Origin of the sequence: Caulobacter sp. SLTY (assembly GCF_009905535.1) — a bacterium.
Lineage (GTDB): Bacteria > Pseudomonadota > Alphaproteobacteria > Caulobacterales > Caulobacteraceae > Caulobacter.
The window spans coordinates 139,433-154,238 of sequence record NZ_JAAALA010000001.1 but is presented as its reverse complement, the minus strand read 5'-3'; the positions used below and the strand labels follow the sequence as shown (position 1 = coordinate 154,238).

Annotated in this window: 15 protein-coding genes; 8 read left to right on the top strand and 7 right to left on the bottom strand. The window is 69.3% G+C overall.

Going from position 1 to position 14,806, the window contains the following annotated elements; translation table 11 throughout:
* Positions 1-74 precede the first annotated feature (74 nt).
* Positions 75-938 carry an MBL fold metallo-hydrolase gene (locus GVN21_RS00670; protein ID WP_166572768.1) on the bottom strand — a complete coding sequence of 288 codons (864 nt, stop codon included), beginning with the start codon at positions 936-938 and terminating at the stop codon, positions 75-77.
* A 78-nt stretch (positions 939-1,016) separates the two neighbouring features.
* Here GVN21_RS00670 and GVN21_RS00665 point away from each other — a divergent pair, with 78 nt between their 5' ends.
* The 3 genes from GVN21_RS00665 to GVN21_RS00655 are packed head-to-tail and all read left to right on the top strand — an operon-like array spanning position 1,017 to position 2,659.
* On the top strand, positions 1,017-1,379 hold the full coding sequence (locus tag GVN21_RS00665; protein WP_166572767.1) for a metalloregulator ArsR/SmtB family transcription factor: 363 nt from the start codon (positions 1,017-1,019) through the stop codon (positions 1,377-1,379).
* On the top strand, positions 1,345-1,875 hold the full coding sequence (locus GVN21_RS00660) for a rhodanese family protein (RefSeq protein WP_166572766.1): 531 nt from the start codon (positions 1,345-1,347) through the stop codon (positions 1,873-1,875). Before GVN21_RS00665 ends, GVN21_RS00660 begins: the two co-directional genes overlap by 35 nt.
* Before the next feature lie 4 nt (positions 1,876-1,879).
* Positions 1,880-2,659, top strand: a complete 780-nt coding sequence (locus GVN21_RS00655; protein WP_166572765.1) for a sulfite exporter TauE/SafE family protein — start codon at positions 1,880-1,882, stop codon at positions 2,657-2,659.
* A gap of 61 nt (positions 2,660-2,720) precedes the next feature.
* Here the strand turns inward: GVN21_RS00655 and GVN21_RS00650 are convergent, their stop codons facing one another.
* Both GVN21_RS00650 and GVN21_RS00645 read right to left on the bottom strand, forming a co-directional pair.
* Positions 2,721-3,377, bottom strand: coding sequence for a glutathione S-transferase family protein (locus GVN21_RS00650; protein WP_166572764.1), 657 nt, complete (start codon positions 3,375-3,377; stop codon positions 2,721-2,723).
* A 239-nt stretch (positions 3,378-3,616) separates the two neighbouring features.
* Positions 3,617-5,236, bottom strand: coding sequence for a cisplatin damage response ATP-dependent DNA ligase (locus GVN21_RS00645; protein ID WP_166572763.1), 1,620 nt, complete (start codon positions 5,234-5,236; stop codon positions 3,617-3,619).
* 75 nt (positions 5,237-5,311) lie between these two features.
* Between GVN21_RS00645 and GVN21_RS00640 the strand changes: the two genes are divergently transcribed.
* Complete coding sequence (locus GVN21_RS00640; RefSeq protein ID WP_166572762.1) at positions 5,312-5,785, top strand: GFA family protein; 474 nt, start codon at positions 5,312-5,314, stop codon at positions 5,783-5,785.
* An 89-nt stretch (positions 5,786-5,874) separates the two neighbouring features.
* Here the strand turns inward: GVN21_RS00640 and GVN21_RS00635 are convergent, their stop codons facing one another.
* From GVN21_RS00635 to fsa, 3 genes are read right to left on the bottom strand one after another with little or no spacing between them, the layout of a single operon-like run.
* Positions 5,875-6,795, bottom strand: a complete 921-nt coding sequence (locus tag GVN21_RS00635; protein ID WP_346764195.1) for a tyrosine recombinase XerC — start codon at positions 6,793-6,795, stop codon at positions 5,875-5,877.
* Positions 6,792-7,475, bottom strand: coding sequence for a DUF484 family protein (locus GVN21_RS00630; protein ID WP_166572761.1), 684 nt, complete (start codon positions 7,473-7,475; stop codon positions 6,792-6,794). The genes GVN21_RS00635 and GVN21_RS00630 overlap by 4 nt, the downstream gene beginning before the upstream one ends.
* A 14-nt stretch (positions 7,476-7,489) precedes the next feature.
* A complete protein-coding gene (gene fsa, locus GVN21_RS00625; RefSeq protein ID WP_166572760.1) occupies positions 7,490-8,143 on the bottom strand; it encodes a fructose-6-phosphate aldolase in 654 nt (217 codons plus the stop codon).
* Positions 8,144-8,200: 57 nt separating this feature from the next.
* Between fsa and GVN21_RS00620 the strand changes: the two genes are divergently transcribed.
* A complete protein-coding gene (locus tag GVN21_RS00620) occupies positions 8,201-10,363 on the top strand; it encodes a primosomal protein N' (protein WP_166572759.1) in 2,163 nt (720 codons plus the stop codon).
* Positions 10,364-10,463: 100 nt separating this feature from the next.
* Positions 10,464-11,831, top strand: a complete 1,368-nt coding sequence (locus tag GVN21_RS00615; RefSeq protein WP_166572758.1) for a serine hydrolase domain-containing protein — start codon at positions 10,464-10,466, stop codon at positions 11,829-11,831.
* A gap of 4 nt (positions 11,832-11,835) precedes the next feature.
* Here GVN21_RS00615 and GVN21_RS00610 read toward each other — a convergent pair whose 3' ends face one another.
* A complete protein-coding gene (locus tag GVN21_RS00610; RefSeq protein ID WP_346764194.1) occupies positions 11,836-12,609 on the bottom strand; it encodes a TerC family protein in 774 nt (257 codons plus the stop codon).
* Positions 12,610-12,714: 105 nt separating this feature from the next.
* Between GVN21_RS00610 and GVN21_RS00605 the strand changes: the two genes are divergently transcribed.
* Positions 12,715-13,812 (top strand): acyltransferase, encoded by a 1,098-nt coding sequence (locus GVN21_RS00605; RefSeq protein WP_166572756.1) that lies wholly within the window; start codon positions 12,715-12,717, stop codon positions 13,810-13,812.
* Positions 13,813-13,882: 70 nt separating this feature from the next.
* Positions 13,883-14,563, top strand: coding sequence for a CHAP domain-containing protein (locus GVN21_RS00600; protein ID WP_166572755.1), 681 nt, complete (start codon positions 13,883-13,885; stop codon positions 14,561-14,563).
* Positions 14,564-14,806 lie beyond the last annotated feature (243 nt).

The window sequence follows — 14,806 nt, the reverse complement described above, 5'->3', positions numbered from 1 at the left end:
CTTTGGCCCGGGCGCAACCGTGGCTGCGGAGCCGAGCGTTGGCGGACCCTCCGCCGGTCGCGGAGGGCCAGGGCTTAGGTTGCGTTGACCGGCAACCTCAGAAACACCCGGCCCCGCTCCGAGGCGGGGGGAAGGGCGCCGGCGCGGATGTTCACCTGCAATGACGGCAGAATCAGCACCGGCGCGTCGAGGGTGGCGTCCCTCGCCTCGCGCATGGTCACGAACTGCGCCTCCGTGACCCCGTCATGCACATGCCGGTTGGCCGCCCGTTCCTGCGCCACCGTGGTTTCCCAGGCGAAGGTCTCGCGACCCTCGGGCAGGTAGTCGTGGCCGACGAAGAGACGGGTTTCGGGCGGAAGGGCCAGGATCCGCTGGATCGAGCGGTAGAGTGTGGCCGCGTCCCCGCCGGGAAAGTCGGCCCGGGCGGTGCCGTAGTCCGGCATGAACAGAGTGTCGCCGACGAAGGCGGCATCGGCGATCCGATAGGTGACACAGGCCGGCGTATGGCCGGGCGTATGCATCACCCCGATGGTCAGGGTCCCCAGCGGCAGGGTCTGGCCTTCCTCGATCAGGTGGTCGAAGGCCGCGCCGTCCGGCGAAACGTCGTCCGCCTCGAACAGCGCCCCGAACCCCTTCTGCACCTGGCGGATCTCGGCGCCGATGACCACCTTCGCCCCGGTCAGCCGGCGGATGTGGTCGGCCGCCGACAGGTGGTCGGCATGGGCGTGGGTCTCCAGCACATAGAGCAGGTCCAGCCCCTGGGCCTCCACCGCCGCCAGCACCGCGTCAACCGAACCGGTGGACAGGCGGGCGGCCTTGGGGTCGAAATCCAGGACCGGGTCGATGACCGCGGCCTTGCCGGTGGCGGGGTCATGGATCAGGTAGGTAACGGTATGGGTGGCCGGGTCGAAGAAGGCCTGGATGGAAGGCTTAGCCATTGGAGACACTCCGTGGGTCTGTGATGGCGGTTATATATTAGGACTTGCTAAATTAGCAATAGCTCATATATGGGGACCATGTTCGATCTCGCGAACTTCGACATCACCCGCTTCGAGGCCAGTGCGACGGAGGCTGCAAAGCTTCTGCGCGCCCTGGGCAACGAGCGGCGCCTGATGATCCTGTGCCAACTTGCGGACGGCGAACGATCGGTGGGGGAGCTGCAAGCCCTCGTCGGCCTGTCGCAGTCGGCTCTTTCCCAGCACCTCGCCGTGCTGCGGGAGGAGGCCATCGTGGCGACCCGCCGCGAAGGCCAGAGCATCTGGTACCGGATCGAAGACGCCGCCGCGCTGAAGGTGGTGGCGACGCTCGCGGAGATCTTCTGTCCCCCGGATATGAGGATGCCCCATGACCGCCCGCCTGGTTCCCCTGACACCCGCTGAGCTTGCCCAACGCCTGGCCACCGGCCGGGCCCGCCTGATCGACATCCGCGAGCCCGACGAATTCGCCCGCGCCCATGTGAAGGGCGCCCTCAGCCGCCCGCTGTCCGACTTCGAAAACGCCCATCTGGGCATCGAGGCTGGCCGCGACGTGGTCTTCACCTGCCGCACGGGCATGCGCACCGGCGCCAACTGCGACCGGCTGGCCGCCCGCGTCGAGGGCGAGGCTTTCGTGCTGGACGGCGGGCTGGACGCCTGGCGCGCCGCCGGCTTGCCGGTGGCCGAAAACCGCAAGGCGCCGCTGGAGATGATGCGCCAGGTCCAGATCGGCGCCGGTGGGCTGGCGCTGACCGGCGCGGTGCTGGGCTTCCTGGTCGATCCCCTCTGGCATCTGCTGTCCGGCGCCATCGGCGCGGGCCTGCTGTTCGCCGGCGTCAGCGGCTTCTGCGGCATGGCCCGGGTCCTCGCCCTCGCGCCCTGGAATCGCACGGCGGCCTGACGCCATGACCCTTACCGTCGCCATGATGCTGGCCGCCCTGGCCAGCGGGGCCCTGGTCGGCCTGCTGCTGTCGGTGTTCGGCGGCGGCGGGTCGGTGCTCGCCACGCCCCTGCTGCTCTATGCGGTGGGGGTCAGGGATGCTCACCTGGCCATCGGCACCTCGGCGGCGGCGGTGGCGGTCAATGCGCTCGGCGGCCTGGTGGCCCAGGCGCGGGCCGGCCGCGTCAAATGGCCCTGCGCCCTGGTGTTCGGCGGCGCCGGCCTCGCCGGCTCCCTGGTCGGCTCGAGCCTGGCCAAGGCGATGGATGGCGGGGCGCTGATGATCTGGTTCGCCGTGGCCATGGCCGCGGTCGCCATCTCGATGATGCTGCCCAAGAAGGACGAGGGCGACCCCGCCGTCCACCTCACCCCCGGCCTGACCGCCCGGCTGGCCCCGGTCGGGGCGGTGACGGGCCTGGCCGCCGGCTTCTTCGGCATCGGCGGCGGCTTCCTGATCGCGCCGGGGCTGATGGCCGCCACCGGCATGACCCTGGCCAACGCCGCCGCCTCATCCCTGGTCTCGGTCAGCCTGTTCGGCGCCGCCACCAGCCTCAACTACGCCGCCTCCGGCTGGGTCGACTGGCCCCTCTTCGCCCTGCTGGTCCTGGGCGGGGCGGCGGGGACCCTGGCCGGGGTCCCCCTGGCCCGACGCCTGGCCGGCCGCGCGTCCCTGGCCCGTCGCCTGTTCGCCGGCATGATCCTGCTGGTCGCCGCCTACGTCGCCTGGCGTTCGCTGTCGGCATAACGACCGAGGCGCTGCCCGGGGACACGTTGGACTCCAACGTGTCCCCAACCGCTAGACTGCTCTAATCCCGGTCCGGCGCCCCCAGCGGGAAGAATGCCCGGAAGTACCGCGCCTCCTCCACACAGCGCGCGAACGACGGCCGCGCCAGCAGCCGCTGGCGATAGGCCTTCAGCACCGGCCAGTCCGGCGTGATCTCCAGCACCCAGTCGGCATAGAACAGAGACATGGACGCCGCCGCATCGGCCAGGCTGTAGGCCTCGCCACAGGCCCAGGTCTTCCCCGCCAGCGCCCCCTCCAGCCAGTCATAGGCCTTGCGCAGCCGGGTATGGGCCAGGGCCAGCCCGTCCTCCGGCGTCATCGGGATGCGGCCCAGCTTGCTGGCCACCGCTACCTGCTGGGCGTCCATCACATGCAGGTCGAAGAACCGGTCCATGAACCGCACGTCCAAGGCCTTCATCGGATCGTCCGGGATCAACCGCACGGGGCCGGGGTGCTTGATCTGAAGGTATTCAATGATGATGCTTGTCTCGACCAGGCTCCGGTCCCCGTCGACCAACATCGGAAATTTCCCGATCGGCCATTTCTCCAGCCAGGCGCCGACGTGTTCCGGAGTATCGGGCCCGATCTCCCGGAACTCGAACGAGGTGTCGTTCTCGTAGAGGGCGATCTTGGCCTTCTGGGTGTAGGACGAGAAATGGTGGCCATAGAGGGCGAGCATGCGGGTCTCCGGTTTGCGCCAACCTTAGACCCGCGCCGTCCGTTCCAGAACCCGCCCCTCATCCCCTTTGCCGTCATCCCGGCCGGAGCGCGAAGCGCGGAGAGCCGGGACCCAGGGGGTGCGTGATCTCGCTTACCGACGCAGCTTTGCGGCTGGTGCGCTGCAACCCCTGGGTCCCGGATCGCCCCTTCGGGTCGTCCGGGATGACGGGAGTTTGGAAACGCGAAAGGGCGTCGCCCTCAATCCAGCATCCGCTCCAACGTCTCCAGCTCGTCCGCCTCCCGCGCCGGCTTGTCCCACCGAATCCGGCTGATCCGGGGAAACCGCATCGCCACCCCGCTCTTGTGCCGGCTCGACCGCTGCAGCCCCTCGAACGCCACCTCCAGCACCAAGCCGAAATCCAGGCTGGCCTTTACCGACCGCACCGGCCCGAACCGGTCGACCGTGTTGTCCCTCACGAACTTGTCGAGCTGCTTCAGCTCCTCATCGGTAAACCCGAAATAGGCCTTGCCCACCGGCGTCAGGTGCCGCTCGCCCGCCGCGTCCTCGCGCCAGACCCCGAAGGTGAAGTCGGAATAGAAGCTCGACCGCTTCCCATGCCCCCGCTGGGCATACATCAGCACCGCGTCGATCAGGTGCGGGTCGCGCTTCCACTTGAACCAGGGCCCCTTCGGCCGCCCGGCCTCGTAAAGGCTGTCCCACCGCTTAAGCATCAGCCCTTCAGACAGGGCCGCGTCCCCCTCGGGCGGATCCGCCCGCAGGGCCGCCAGTTCCTCCCAGCTCTCGAACGGCTGCATCGGCGACAGGTCGATGCGCGGCGAGGCGGCCTTCGTCACGAACGCCTCCAGCCGCTTGCGCCGCTCTGCGAAGGCCAGGTCCCGCAGGTCGCTCTCCCCGTCCAGCAACAGGTCATAGGCCCGGATCGCCGCCGGATAGGCGGCCATGGTCTTGGCGTCGACCGCCTTGCGGTTCAGCCGCTGCTGCAGGTCGGCGAAACTAGCCAGCGCCCCGTCCCGAATGACCAGCAGCTCCCCATCGACGGCGCCCTCGAAGCTCATCGCCTCCAGCACGTCCGGAAACGTATGGCTGATGTCGTCCCCGGTGCGGGTGTAGAGCCGCCGCTCCCCCCGCTCGCTGACCGCCTGGATACGGATGCCGTCCCACTTCCACTCGGCGGCGTAGTCGGCCGGGTCCAGCTTCGGAAAATCCGTCGCCTCGTCGATCGGATGGGCCAGCATCACCGACCGGAACCGCCCCGGATGATCCGCGCCCGGCGGCTCCGACCGCCCCTCCAGCCAGGCGAACAGGTCCTCGTAAGGAGGCGACATCGCATGCCACACCTCCTCGATCGCCGAGACCGCGATCGCCTGGCCTTTCTTGGCCGCCATGTCGGCGCAGGCCTGCTTGGCCAGCCGGCTGGAGAACCCGACCCGCAAGGCCCCGGTCAGAAGCTTCAAGAGCGCCCACCGCCCATCCGGCTCCAGCGCGTCCAGCCACCGCTCGATCATCGGCTGCACCTCGCCGCGCTTGGCGGTGCGCAGCGCCTCGACCACCTCCGACAGCTCCGGCTCCCGGTTCGCCCCACGCTCCGCCGGCCAGACCAGCGCCACGGTCTCGGCAAGGTCCCCTACATAGTCGTAGGACCAGCGGAAAAGCACCGGATCCATCCGCGCCTCGACCGCCTTGCGGATCGCCGCCGGCTTGGCCGCCGAAAACGTCAGCTCCCCGGTCAACGCCGCCAGCGCCCAGCCCCTGTCGGGGTCCGGCTGCCCATCCAGAAAGTCGCGCACCAGCACCAGCTTCGCATTGCGCGAAGCGGTCAGGCTGAGGCGGTCGAGCAGACGGGCGAATGCGCGCATGGAGGAGGAATGTAGCGCGGGCGCGGAGGTTCACGAGTCCTCGACAGCGGAATGGCTCCGGGCGAGGCTGACCGTATGAGCAAGGTCAAATCCGCTGTCCAAAGCCACGGCCAATGCGTCTGCTGCGCCGTGCGCTTCGAGATCGACGTCCCCGCCGTCTGGGCCTGGCACGACCACGGCGAAGCCAGCCGCTGCGCCCAGGGCTGCGCCTACGCCACCTATGTCGGAACTTGGAACAGCCGCTTCCGCTGGCTCCAGGGCGAGGAGGAGCTCACCCGCTACGAAGATTCAAAGAACCGCACCACCCGCAGCTTTTGCCGCCGCTGCGGCACGCCGGTCACCTACGAGAAAGCGCGCTCCCCGCGTTTCATCAACATCCCGCGCAGCCTGTTCGCCGAACGCACCGGCCGCGAGCCCCGCTACCACATGAACCTCACCGACCGCGCCGACTGGACCTACTGGGGCGAACCGCTTGGGCCGATGAAGGGCTACCCCGGCGTGATGCGCGAGCGACCGCGGAAAAAGCGGCTCGATCCGCTGGAGGATTGAAGGTGACTGTCTTCCGGCGCAGCCGGATGATTGTCACCGTTCAGCGCCGGACGGTGACAGTCACGCTCCGCGAGACAGTCACCAGGGCCTCAGCCGTGCGGATGCGCCGCCGAATAGGCCGCCAGCAGGCCGGCCGCATCGACCGCCGTATAGCGCTGCGTCGTCGACAGGCTGGCGTGGCCGAGCAGTTCCTGGATCGAGCGCAGGTCGGCGCCGGCGCCCAGCAGGTGGGTGGCGAAGCTGTGGCGCAGGGCGTGGGGGGTGGCGCGGTCGGGGAGACCGAGGCGGCCACGGAGGAGCTGCATGGCGGCCTGGACGTGGCGGGGGGAGAGGGCGCCGCCGCGTTTGGCGATGAACAGGGGGTCGGCGCCGGTCGTGGGCCAGGGCAGGGCGGCGAGGTAGGCGTCGACCGCCTCGCGCACCGCCGGCAGGACCGGGACGATGCGGGTCTTGCCGCCCTTGCCGGTGATGCGGATCGCTTCGCCCAGGGGCGCGTCGGAGCGGCTCAGGCTGAGGCCCTCGGAGATGCGCAGGCCGCAGCCGTAGAGCAGAGTCAGCACAGCCCGGTCGCGCAGGCCCTCCCAGTCGTCGCGGTCCGGATCGGCGCCGGCCTCGATCAGCAGGCCGCGGGCCTGGTCCTCGGTCACCGGCCGGGGCGCGCCGGGGCGGACCTTGGGTCCCCGCACCAGGGCCAGGCCCGGGGTGACGATGCCGAGGCGCTGGTCGAGGAAGGCATGGAAACTGCGCACCGCCGACAGGGCCTGGGACAGGGAGCGGGCGCACAGCTCATTCTCGCCGCTGCCCCGCCGGTCGGAGAGCCAGGCGCGGACCTCTGCCGCGGTAACGGTGGCCAGGTCGGCGGCAGTCTGCGCCCCGCCGCGATGGCGGGCGAGGAAGCCGAGATAGTGGGCGGCGCCGGCGCGGTAGGCTTCCAGCGTCTTGGGCGAGGCGCGGCGCTCGGCGGCCAGATAGGTCAGCCAGGCTTCGAGCGCTGCGGTGGCCTGCGTCACAGCACCGGCCAGCGCTCGGCGGTGCGCTCGAATACCCGGGCGAGGAAGGCGACCAGCTCGTGGCCCATGTCCTTGGTGAAGCCGTTCGGGTCCGGCGAGCCGAAGGCCAGCACGCCCTGACGGGCCGGCTCCCAGATGGCCATGCGGACCATGGCCATGGATTTCACCTGGTCGGCCTTGTCGCCGAACAGCGGGGCGGCGGGGGCGTGGAAGCCCATCTTCGCCAGCTTCCGGGGGCCGAGGATCAGGTCCACCTGGCCTTCGACCAAGGCGTACCAGCCGGCCGGCACCCGCTCGGGCCCCTCCAGCGCCACGGCGGCGCCGGCCAGGCCGAAGCGCAGGGTGGCCACCTCATCGACCCGGCGGGCGAGGTCGGCGTGGTTGCGGGCTTCCAGCAGATCGATGACCGCCGCATGGGTCTGGGCCTGGGCCGAGAAGTTGGCGCGGGCCGTGGCCTCCAGCATCCGCCGGGCCTTGGATTCGCGCTTGGCCGTAGCTTCCACGCGCGCCAGGGCGGCCGGGCCGAAATCGACCAGGTTGGCGGCGTCGAGCCGCAGGCCCAGATCGGCCAGCAACTCGGGGTCGTCGCGCAGCAGGGCGCCGTTTTTCCGGATCAGCTCGCGCAAGGCCGCCAGGTCGGGCGCCGTATCCAGTTTGGTGATCCGCGCCCCGTCCGACATGCCCTGTCTCTCTTCTAGAGGATGGACTGGCCCGTCTTGGCCCAGTCCGCGAGGAAGGCTTCTAACCCCTTGTCGGTTAAGGGGTGCTTGAACATGGCCTCGAAGACGTTCGGCGGCAGGGTGGCGCAGTCAGCCCCGAACTCGGCGCAGCGCTTGACGTGCTCGGCGGTGCGGACAGACGCTGCGAGGATTTCGGTGTCGTAGCCGTAGTTGTCATAGACGGTGCGGATGTCGGCGATCAGGGCGCAGCCGTCGGCCCCATGGTCATCCAGCCGCCCCACGAAGGGCGAGACGTATGTGGCCCCGGCCTTGGCGGCCAGCAGCGCCTGGGCCACGGAGAAGCAGAGGGTGACGTTGGTGGCGATCCCGTCGGCTGCGAAGGCGGCAGTGGCGATCAGGCCGTCGCGGGTCAGCGGCAGCTTGACCACCACATTGCCGGCGATGTCGGCCAGCTTGCGGCCTTCCTTGATCATCGTCTCGGCGTCGGTCGCCACGGCTTCGGCGCTCACCGGCCCCTCGACGAGACCGCAAATCTCGGCGATGACCTCCGCCATGGGACGACCCGACTTGGCGATCAGCGTGGGATTGGTGGTGACCCCGTCCACGAGACCGGTCTTGGCCAGGTCCGCCAGGACGGCGGTGTCGGTGGTGTCGAGGAAGAGCTGCATCGGTCAGGCGTCCGTATCGGTGGGTCGGCGGTTGTATACCAAGGCGGCTATCGGGTCATGAGCCGAATCGCCTCCGTCCTCCTGCCCATGCCCCTGCCCGAGGCGTTCGACTACGCCGAGCCGGAGGGGATGGGCCTGGCTGTCGGCGATCAGGTCGCCGCCCCGCTCGGCCCCCGCCTGCTGCGCGGCGTTGTCACCGCGATCCGCGACGGGACGGGGGGCAACCGGCCGCTGAAGCCCATCGCCCACCGGATCGACGATCCACCCTTGCCGGCCTCTACGGTGGCCTTTGTCGAATGGGCGGCCCGCTATGCCGCCGACCAGCCGGGCTGGCCGCTCGCCATGGCGCTGCGGGGCCTGCGGGCCCCCAAGCCTAAACCTGAGCGCGTGCTGGTCCCCACCGGCGCCGAGCCCAAGCGCATGACTCCGGCGCGGGAAAAGGTGCTGGCCGCCGCCGCGCTCGAGGCGCTGCCCGCGCCGCGCCTGGCCGAGGCGGCGGGAGTCGGGACCGGCGTCGTGAAGGGCCTGGTCGACGAGGGCTGTCTGGCCATCGAGGAGCGCCTGCCCGACCGCACCCCGCCGGTGCTCGATCTTTCCCCCCGCCAGGGCGCCCTCAACCCCGGCCAGGCGGCGGCGGCCAAGGCCCTTAACGCCAGCTTCGACGCCGGCGGCTTCTCGGCCACCCTGCTCGACGGGGTCACCGGGTCGGGCAAGACCGAGGTCTATCTGGAGGCCGCCGCCCACGCCCTGGCGGCCGATCCCGACGCCCAGGTGCTGATCCTGCTGCCCGAGATCGCCCTGACCCAGGCGGTGATCGCCCGCGTCGCCGAGCGGTTCGGCTCGCCCCCCGGCGAGTGGCACTCGGCCGTGCCGCCGCCGCGCCGCCGCACCCTGTGGGAAGACGTCGCCGAGGGCCGCGCCCGGATCGTGGTCGGCGCCCGCTCGGCCCTGTTCCTGCCGTTCCGCAAGCTGGCCCTCATCGTGGTCGATGAGGAGCATGACGGCAGCTACAAGCAGGAAGAGGGGTTCATCTACCAGGGCCGGGATCTGGCCGTGGCGCGGGCTCACCTGGAGGGTTGCGTCGTGGTGCTGGCCTCGGCCACGCCCAGCCTGGAAACCCTGTGGAACGCCGAGCAGGGCCGCTACAACTGGCTGCGGCTGGCGGCCCGGCATGGCGCCGCCGTGCTGCCCGAGGTCTCGCTGATCGACCTGCGCGAGACTCCACCGGAGCGCGACCACTGGCTCAGCCCGCCGCTGGTCCAGGCTATGGCCGAGACGTTCGAGCGTGGCGAACAGACCCTCCTGTTCCTCAACCGCCGGGGCTATGCGCCCGTCGTCCTCTGCCGGGCCTGCGGCGAGCGGCTGACCGCCCCGGACACCGACAGCTGGCTGGTCGAGCATCGCTATACCGGCCGGCTGGTCTGCCACCTGACCGGCTTCTCCATGCCCAAGCCCGCCGCCTGCCCCCATTGCGGCGCCAAGGACAGCCTGGTGTCCATCGGTCCTGGTGTCGAGCGGGTGGAAGAGGAGGCCAAGCGCCTGTTCCCGGAGGCGCGCACCGCCATCTTCTCCTCCGACACCATGTTCAGCAGCCAATCGGCCCGCGACCTGGTCGAGGCCATGGAGAGGGGCGAGATCGACATCCTGGTGGCCACCCAGGCGGCGGCGAAGGGCCACAACTTCCCGAACCTGACCCTGGTCGGGGTGGTCGACGCCGACCTCGGCCTGCGCGGCGGCGACCTGAGGGCCGGGGAACGCACATTCCAACTGCTGGCCCAGGCCTCCGGCCGCGCCGGGCGGGCGGAGCGTCCGGGCCGGGCCCTGCTGCAGACCTATGCGCCCGAGCATCCGGTGATGCAGGCGCTTAGCCAAAGCGACCGCGACGGCTTCGTTGACGCGGAGATGGAGCTGCGCCGGCTGGAGCGCCTGCCGCCGTTCGGCCGGCTGGCGGCGGTCATCCTGTCGGGTCCCGACGCCGCGGCCTTGGACGCCTTCGCCAGGCAGATGGCCAGCGTCGCCCCCAATACCGAAGGCGTCGAGATCTTCGGCCCCGCCGACGCGCCGCTGGGTCTTATCCGGGGTCGCCGCCGCAAGCGGTTCCTGGTCCGCGCCGACCGCAGTGTCGACCTGTCGGCCTACATGGCGGCCTGGCGGGCGCGGGTGCGGCCGCCGGGACAGATCCGGGCCTCCATCGACATCGATCCCTACAGCTTCCTCTGAGGCTCGCCGCCGTCGAAAACCGCGGATCGGCGGCGCCTTGCCATACTTCGGCCGGATCGATTGAGGCAGCTTGTCAGCAAGGCAAATGGGGTGAGGCGGCATGCGATCGATCACGAGGTTCCTGGTTCTTCTCGCCTGGCTGCCGATGGCCGCCCGCGCCGCACCCGCCGATATTCCCACCCAGGCCCAGGCCCTCCTCGAGCGATCGACAACACCGGAGGGCACGGGCGCGGTGATGCTGATCGCGCGTGGCGACCAGGTCGTCTGGCAGGGCGCGCGGGGCCAGGCCCAGATCGAGCTTGGCGTCCCGATGACGCCCGACAAGGTGATGAGCGTCGCCTCGGTGACCAAGATGCTGACCGCCGCGACGGTGCTGAAGCTGCGGGACGACGGGAAGCTGTCGCTGGACGATCCGTTGGCGAAATACCTGCCGGCCTTTCCAGGCGGCGAGGCGATCACCCTGCGCCAGCTGCTGCATCACAGCGCCGGGGTGTCGGACCGGGCGGTAAAACCTGTCCCCGGTCTCCTTCGCCAGGAGCAGGACACCGCCACCCAGGTGGCCCAGATCGCGGAGCGGCCGGCTAACTTCCCGCCCGGGACCCGCTTTGCCTATTCCAACGCCGGCTACATCCTGTTGGGGGCGGTGATCGAGGCGGTCACCGGCCAGCCCTGGCACGAGGCGGTCAAGGCCCAGGTCATCACCCCGCTCGGGTTGACCCACACCCTGTTCGGCGCCGACGCGCCGCTGGTTCCGGGCCGGGCAGCCGGCTACATCCGAGACCCGGTGACCGGCGTGGTGCGCAACGGCGAGTACATCAACCTGACCGGGCCGGCGGCGGCCGGCGGCTTTCTGTCCACCGCCGACGATCTGCGCCTGTGGATTCGGGCCGTGGCCACCGGCCGGCTGCTAAAGCCGGAGTCGGTGCGGGAGATGTTTTCGGCCGGCCCGCCGCTGCCGGGTGAAAGCCCCGAGAACCGCTATGGCCTGGGGGTCTATCTCTGGTCGGTGCGGGGCGAGCCGATGATCGGCCACACCGGCCAGATCAATGGCTTTACCGCCGTGGTCGGCTATCTGCCGGCGCGGGACCTGACGGTGGTGGCCCTGTTCAACGACTACAGCGCCGACGCCCGTAATCAGGGCCGGCGGCTGGCTGCCATCGCCCTGGGCCAGCCCTATGAAGAGCCGGTCGCAGCCCCGGTGTCGGCCCAGGCCCTGGCATCCCTGGCCGGCCGTTACCAGGACGGGGCGGGGGTCCGCACCCTGCTGGTCCAGGACGGGGCGCTGTTCGTGCAGAGGGGCGAGCGGCCGCCTTATCCGCTTACGGTCACGGCGTCGGGCCGGCTGCACTTCAAGCCGGACGAGCTCAGCTACTTCCTGCCGGTGCGCGGACCCTCCGGCGCGGTGACCCGCCTGGACTACTATCCCGGCGGGGACGGGCCGCCGAGGCCGATGCCCCGGCTGCCCTGAGCCGTCAGTGCAGGGTGTCCTGCGGTGGCGGCGCGGCCGCCTCCGCCTTGGCCTTGCGGTTCCGCGACCAGATGTTCAGCGCCTCGACCCCGGCCGAGAAGGCCATGGCGGCGTAGATGTAGCCCTTGGGCACATGCATCCCGAAGCCGTCGGCGATCAGCACCATGCCGATCATCAGCAGGAAGCCCAGGGCCAGCATGACCACCGTCGGGTTCTTATTGATGAAATTGGCCAGCGGGTCGGCGGCCAGCAGCATCACGGTGACGGACACCAGAACGGCGATGACCATGATCGGCAGGTGCTCGGTCATGCCCACGGCGGTCAGGATGGAGTCGATCGAGAAGACGATGTCCAGCAGCACGATCTGAAACACCGCCGAACCGACGGAGGTGACCACCACGTCGGTCTTGTCGAGCAGGTCCGAGGTGGGCGCCGGATCGACGCTGTGGTGGATTTCCTTGGTGGCCTTCCAGACCAGGAACAGGCCGCCGCCGATCAGGATCAGGTCCTTCCAGGAAAAGGAGTTTCCGAACAGCGAGAATGCCGGCTGGGTCAGGCTGACAATCCAGGCGATGGTCGACAGCAGCGCCAGCCGCATGATGAGCGCCAGACCGATGCCGATCCGTCGGACCCGCTGGCGATGGGCCTCCGGCAGCTTGTTCGACAGAATCGAGATGAAGATGAGGTTGTCGATCCCCAGGACGACTTCCATCACGATCAGGGTGACAAGGGCCGCCCAGACCTCCGGTTGGGTAAACAGCGCCAGAATTCCATCCACGTCGGTCTCAAGCCTCCCTAAACCTTCGTCGGGCATATCTAGGGGCCCCCGCGACAAACGGAAGCACCCCTTCCCAACAAAGTCGCGGCCAATCGGGATCTGTCGATGAACGAAGCCGCCCATATCCGTCCCCTGACCGCCCTTCGCTTCTTCGCGGCGATGTGGGTGGTGCTGTTCCACTACTGGCCCAACCTGCAAGGGGCCGCGCCCCTGGCGGTCATCGGCAAGGGCTATCTGGGGGTGGAGCTGTTCTTCGTCCTGTCGGGCTTCATCCTTTGTCACGTCTATCTGGAGAGCTTCGGCGAGGGGCGGTTCAAGTACGGGGCGTTCCTCTGGAACCGGCTGGCGCGGGTCTATCCGCTGCACCTGGCCACCCTGCTGGGGGTGATCGCGCTCGGCCTGGCCGCGACTGCAGCGGGCTTCAATGTCGGTGACGGGGTGCTCGACTGGGCCTCGCTGCCCGCCAACCTGCTGATGGTCCAAGCCTGGGGCCTGGCGCCGGAGGCGGCGTTCAACCATCCCAGCTGGTCGATCTCGGCCGAATGGTTCGCCTATCTGTCGTTCCCGGCCTTCGCCTGGGCGTCCTGGCGACTGCGGGACCGGCCGTGGATGGGCGCCGGCCTGGCGCTGGGATTCATGGCCGTCCTCTATCCGGTGTTCGAGGCGCTGGCCGGATATTCCCTGACCCAGGCGACCATCCACTGGGGCGCTCTGCGAATCGTTCCCTGCTTCGCGCTGGGCTGCGCGATGCACGGATTGTGGCGGGCCGGGGCGGTGCGCAGCCTGCGCCATGCGGCGACGGGCGCCTGTTTGATGGGCGCCGGCGCCCTGGTCGCCGCCATCGGCGGGGCTCCGGACGTCCTGTCGGTCGCCGCCTTCGGGGGGCTGATCCTTTGCCTGGCAGGGGTTGCGGAGCACGGTTCGCGCTTCGCCAGCGGGTCAGGTTTCGTTTATCTGGGCGAGATCAGCTATTCGATCTATATGATCTGCGTGCCCTGGAAGCTTCTCTTCGTGAATGCAGCAACAAAGCTGCTGAATACAACAGACAATCAGCTGCCCTGGTACATCTGGTTGCTGTTCATTGCCTCGGTGGTTCCATTGGCGGCCGCCAGCTATCACCTGATCGAGCGCCCCGCCCGTGCTCGCATGAAATTGATGCACGATTCCTGGGCGCAAAGGCGATCTGTCGCGGCTGGAGCGTGAAAAGAGTCTTTTCATTCGCCTGTGAGATGACTAAGCGTTTCAAACTGTTTCGTCGGGGGAGACCTCCAGCATGCGTCAACGGACGCGGACCCTTCTCGGGTCCCTGACCGCCGCACTGATGATCAGCCTTGTCCCGGCTGTCTCGGCTGCTGATACCTACTGGCAATGTGTGCCGTTCGCCCGCCTGCTGTCGGGCATCCAGATCTTCGGCGACGCCCACACCTGGTGGGGTCAGGCCGTCAAGAAGTACCAGACCGGCGGCGTGCCCCAGATGGGCGCGGTGCTCTGCTTCCAGCCGACCTCGCGTATGCGCCTGGGTCACGTGGCCGTCGTGTCGCGCGTGCTGACCGACCGGGTCATCCAGATCACCCACGCCAACTGGTCCAGCTTTGGCGGTCGCCGCGGCAAGGTGGAGACCGACGTCACCGTGGTCGACGTTTCGCCGGACGGCAGCTGGACCAAGGTCAAGGTCTGGTACGACCCGATCCGCGACCTTGGCACCACCGTCTATCCGGTGCATGGCTTCATCTATCCCGACGCCCAGGCCAAGAAGATGGCCCAGGCCAGCGGCAAGTTCGCCGTCGCCCAGGACACCGCCACCCTGGTGGCCAACTCAGCCGCCGGCCATGTGCTGAGCGCCGTTCAGCCGGGCGGCTCGCCGTTCGACATCCTCGGCAAGGCGGCCGGCACCAGCGACAACATCGCCGACCTGATCCAGAAGGCCACCGGCGGCGACCGCGACCGCAAGTAGTCCGAAGGTTTCGCCTCTGGGTTTCCTTCTCCCCCTTGCGGGAGAAGGTGGCGCGAAGCGCCGGATGAGGGGTCGAAGACTCTTCAAGCTGTGATGAGACGGTGAGGCCGGGCTGTGTTCAGGCCGGTGCGACCCCTCATCCGTCGCCTACGGCGACACCTTCTCCCGCAAGGGGAGAAGGACGCCCCGAGGCGAACTCATCGACAGTCCGGATTGACGATGCGCACAGGTCGCGCCATCCCT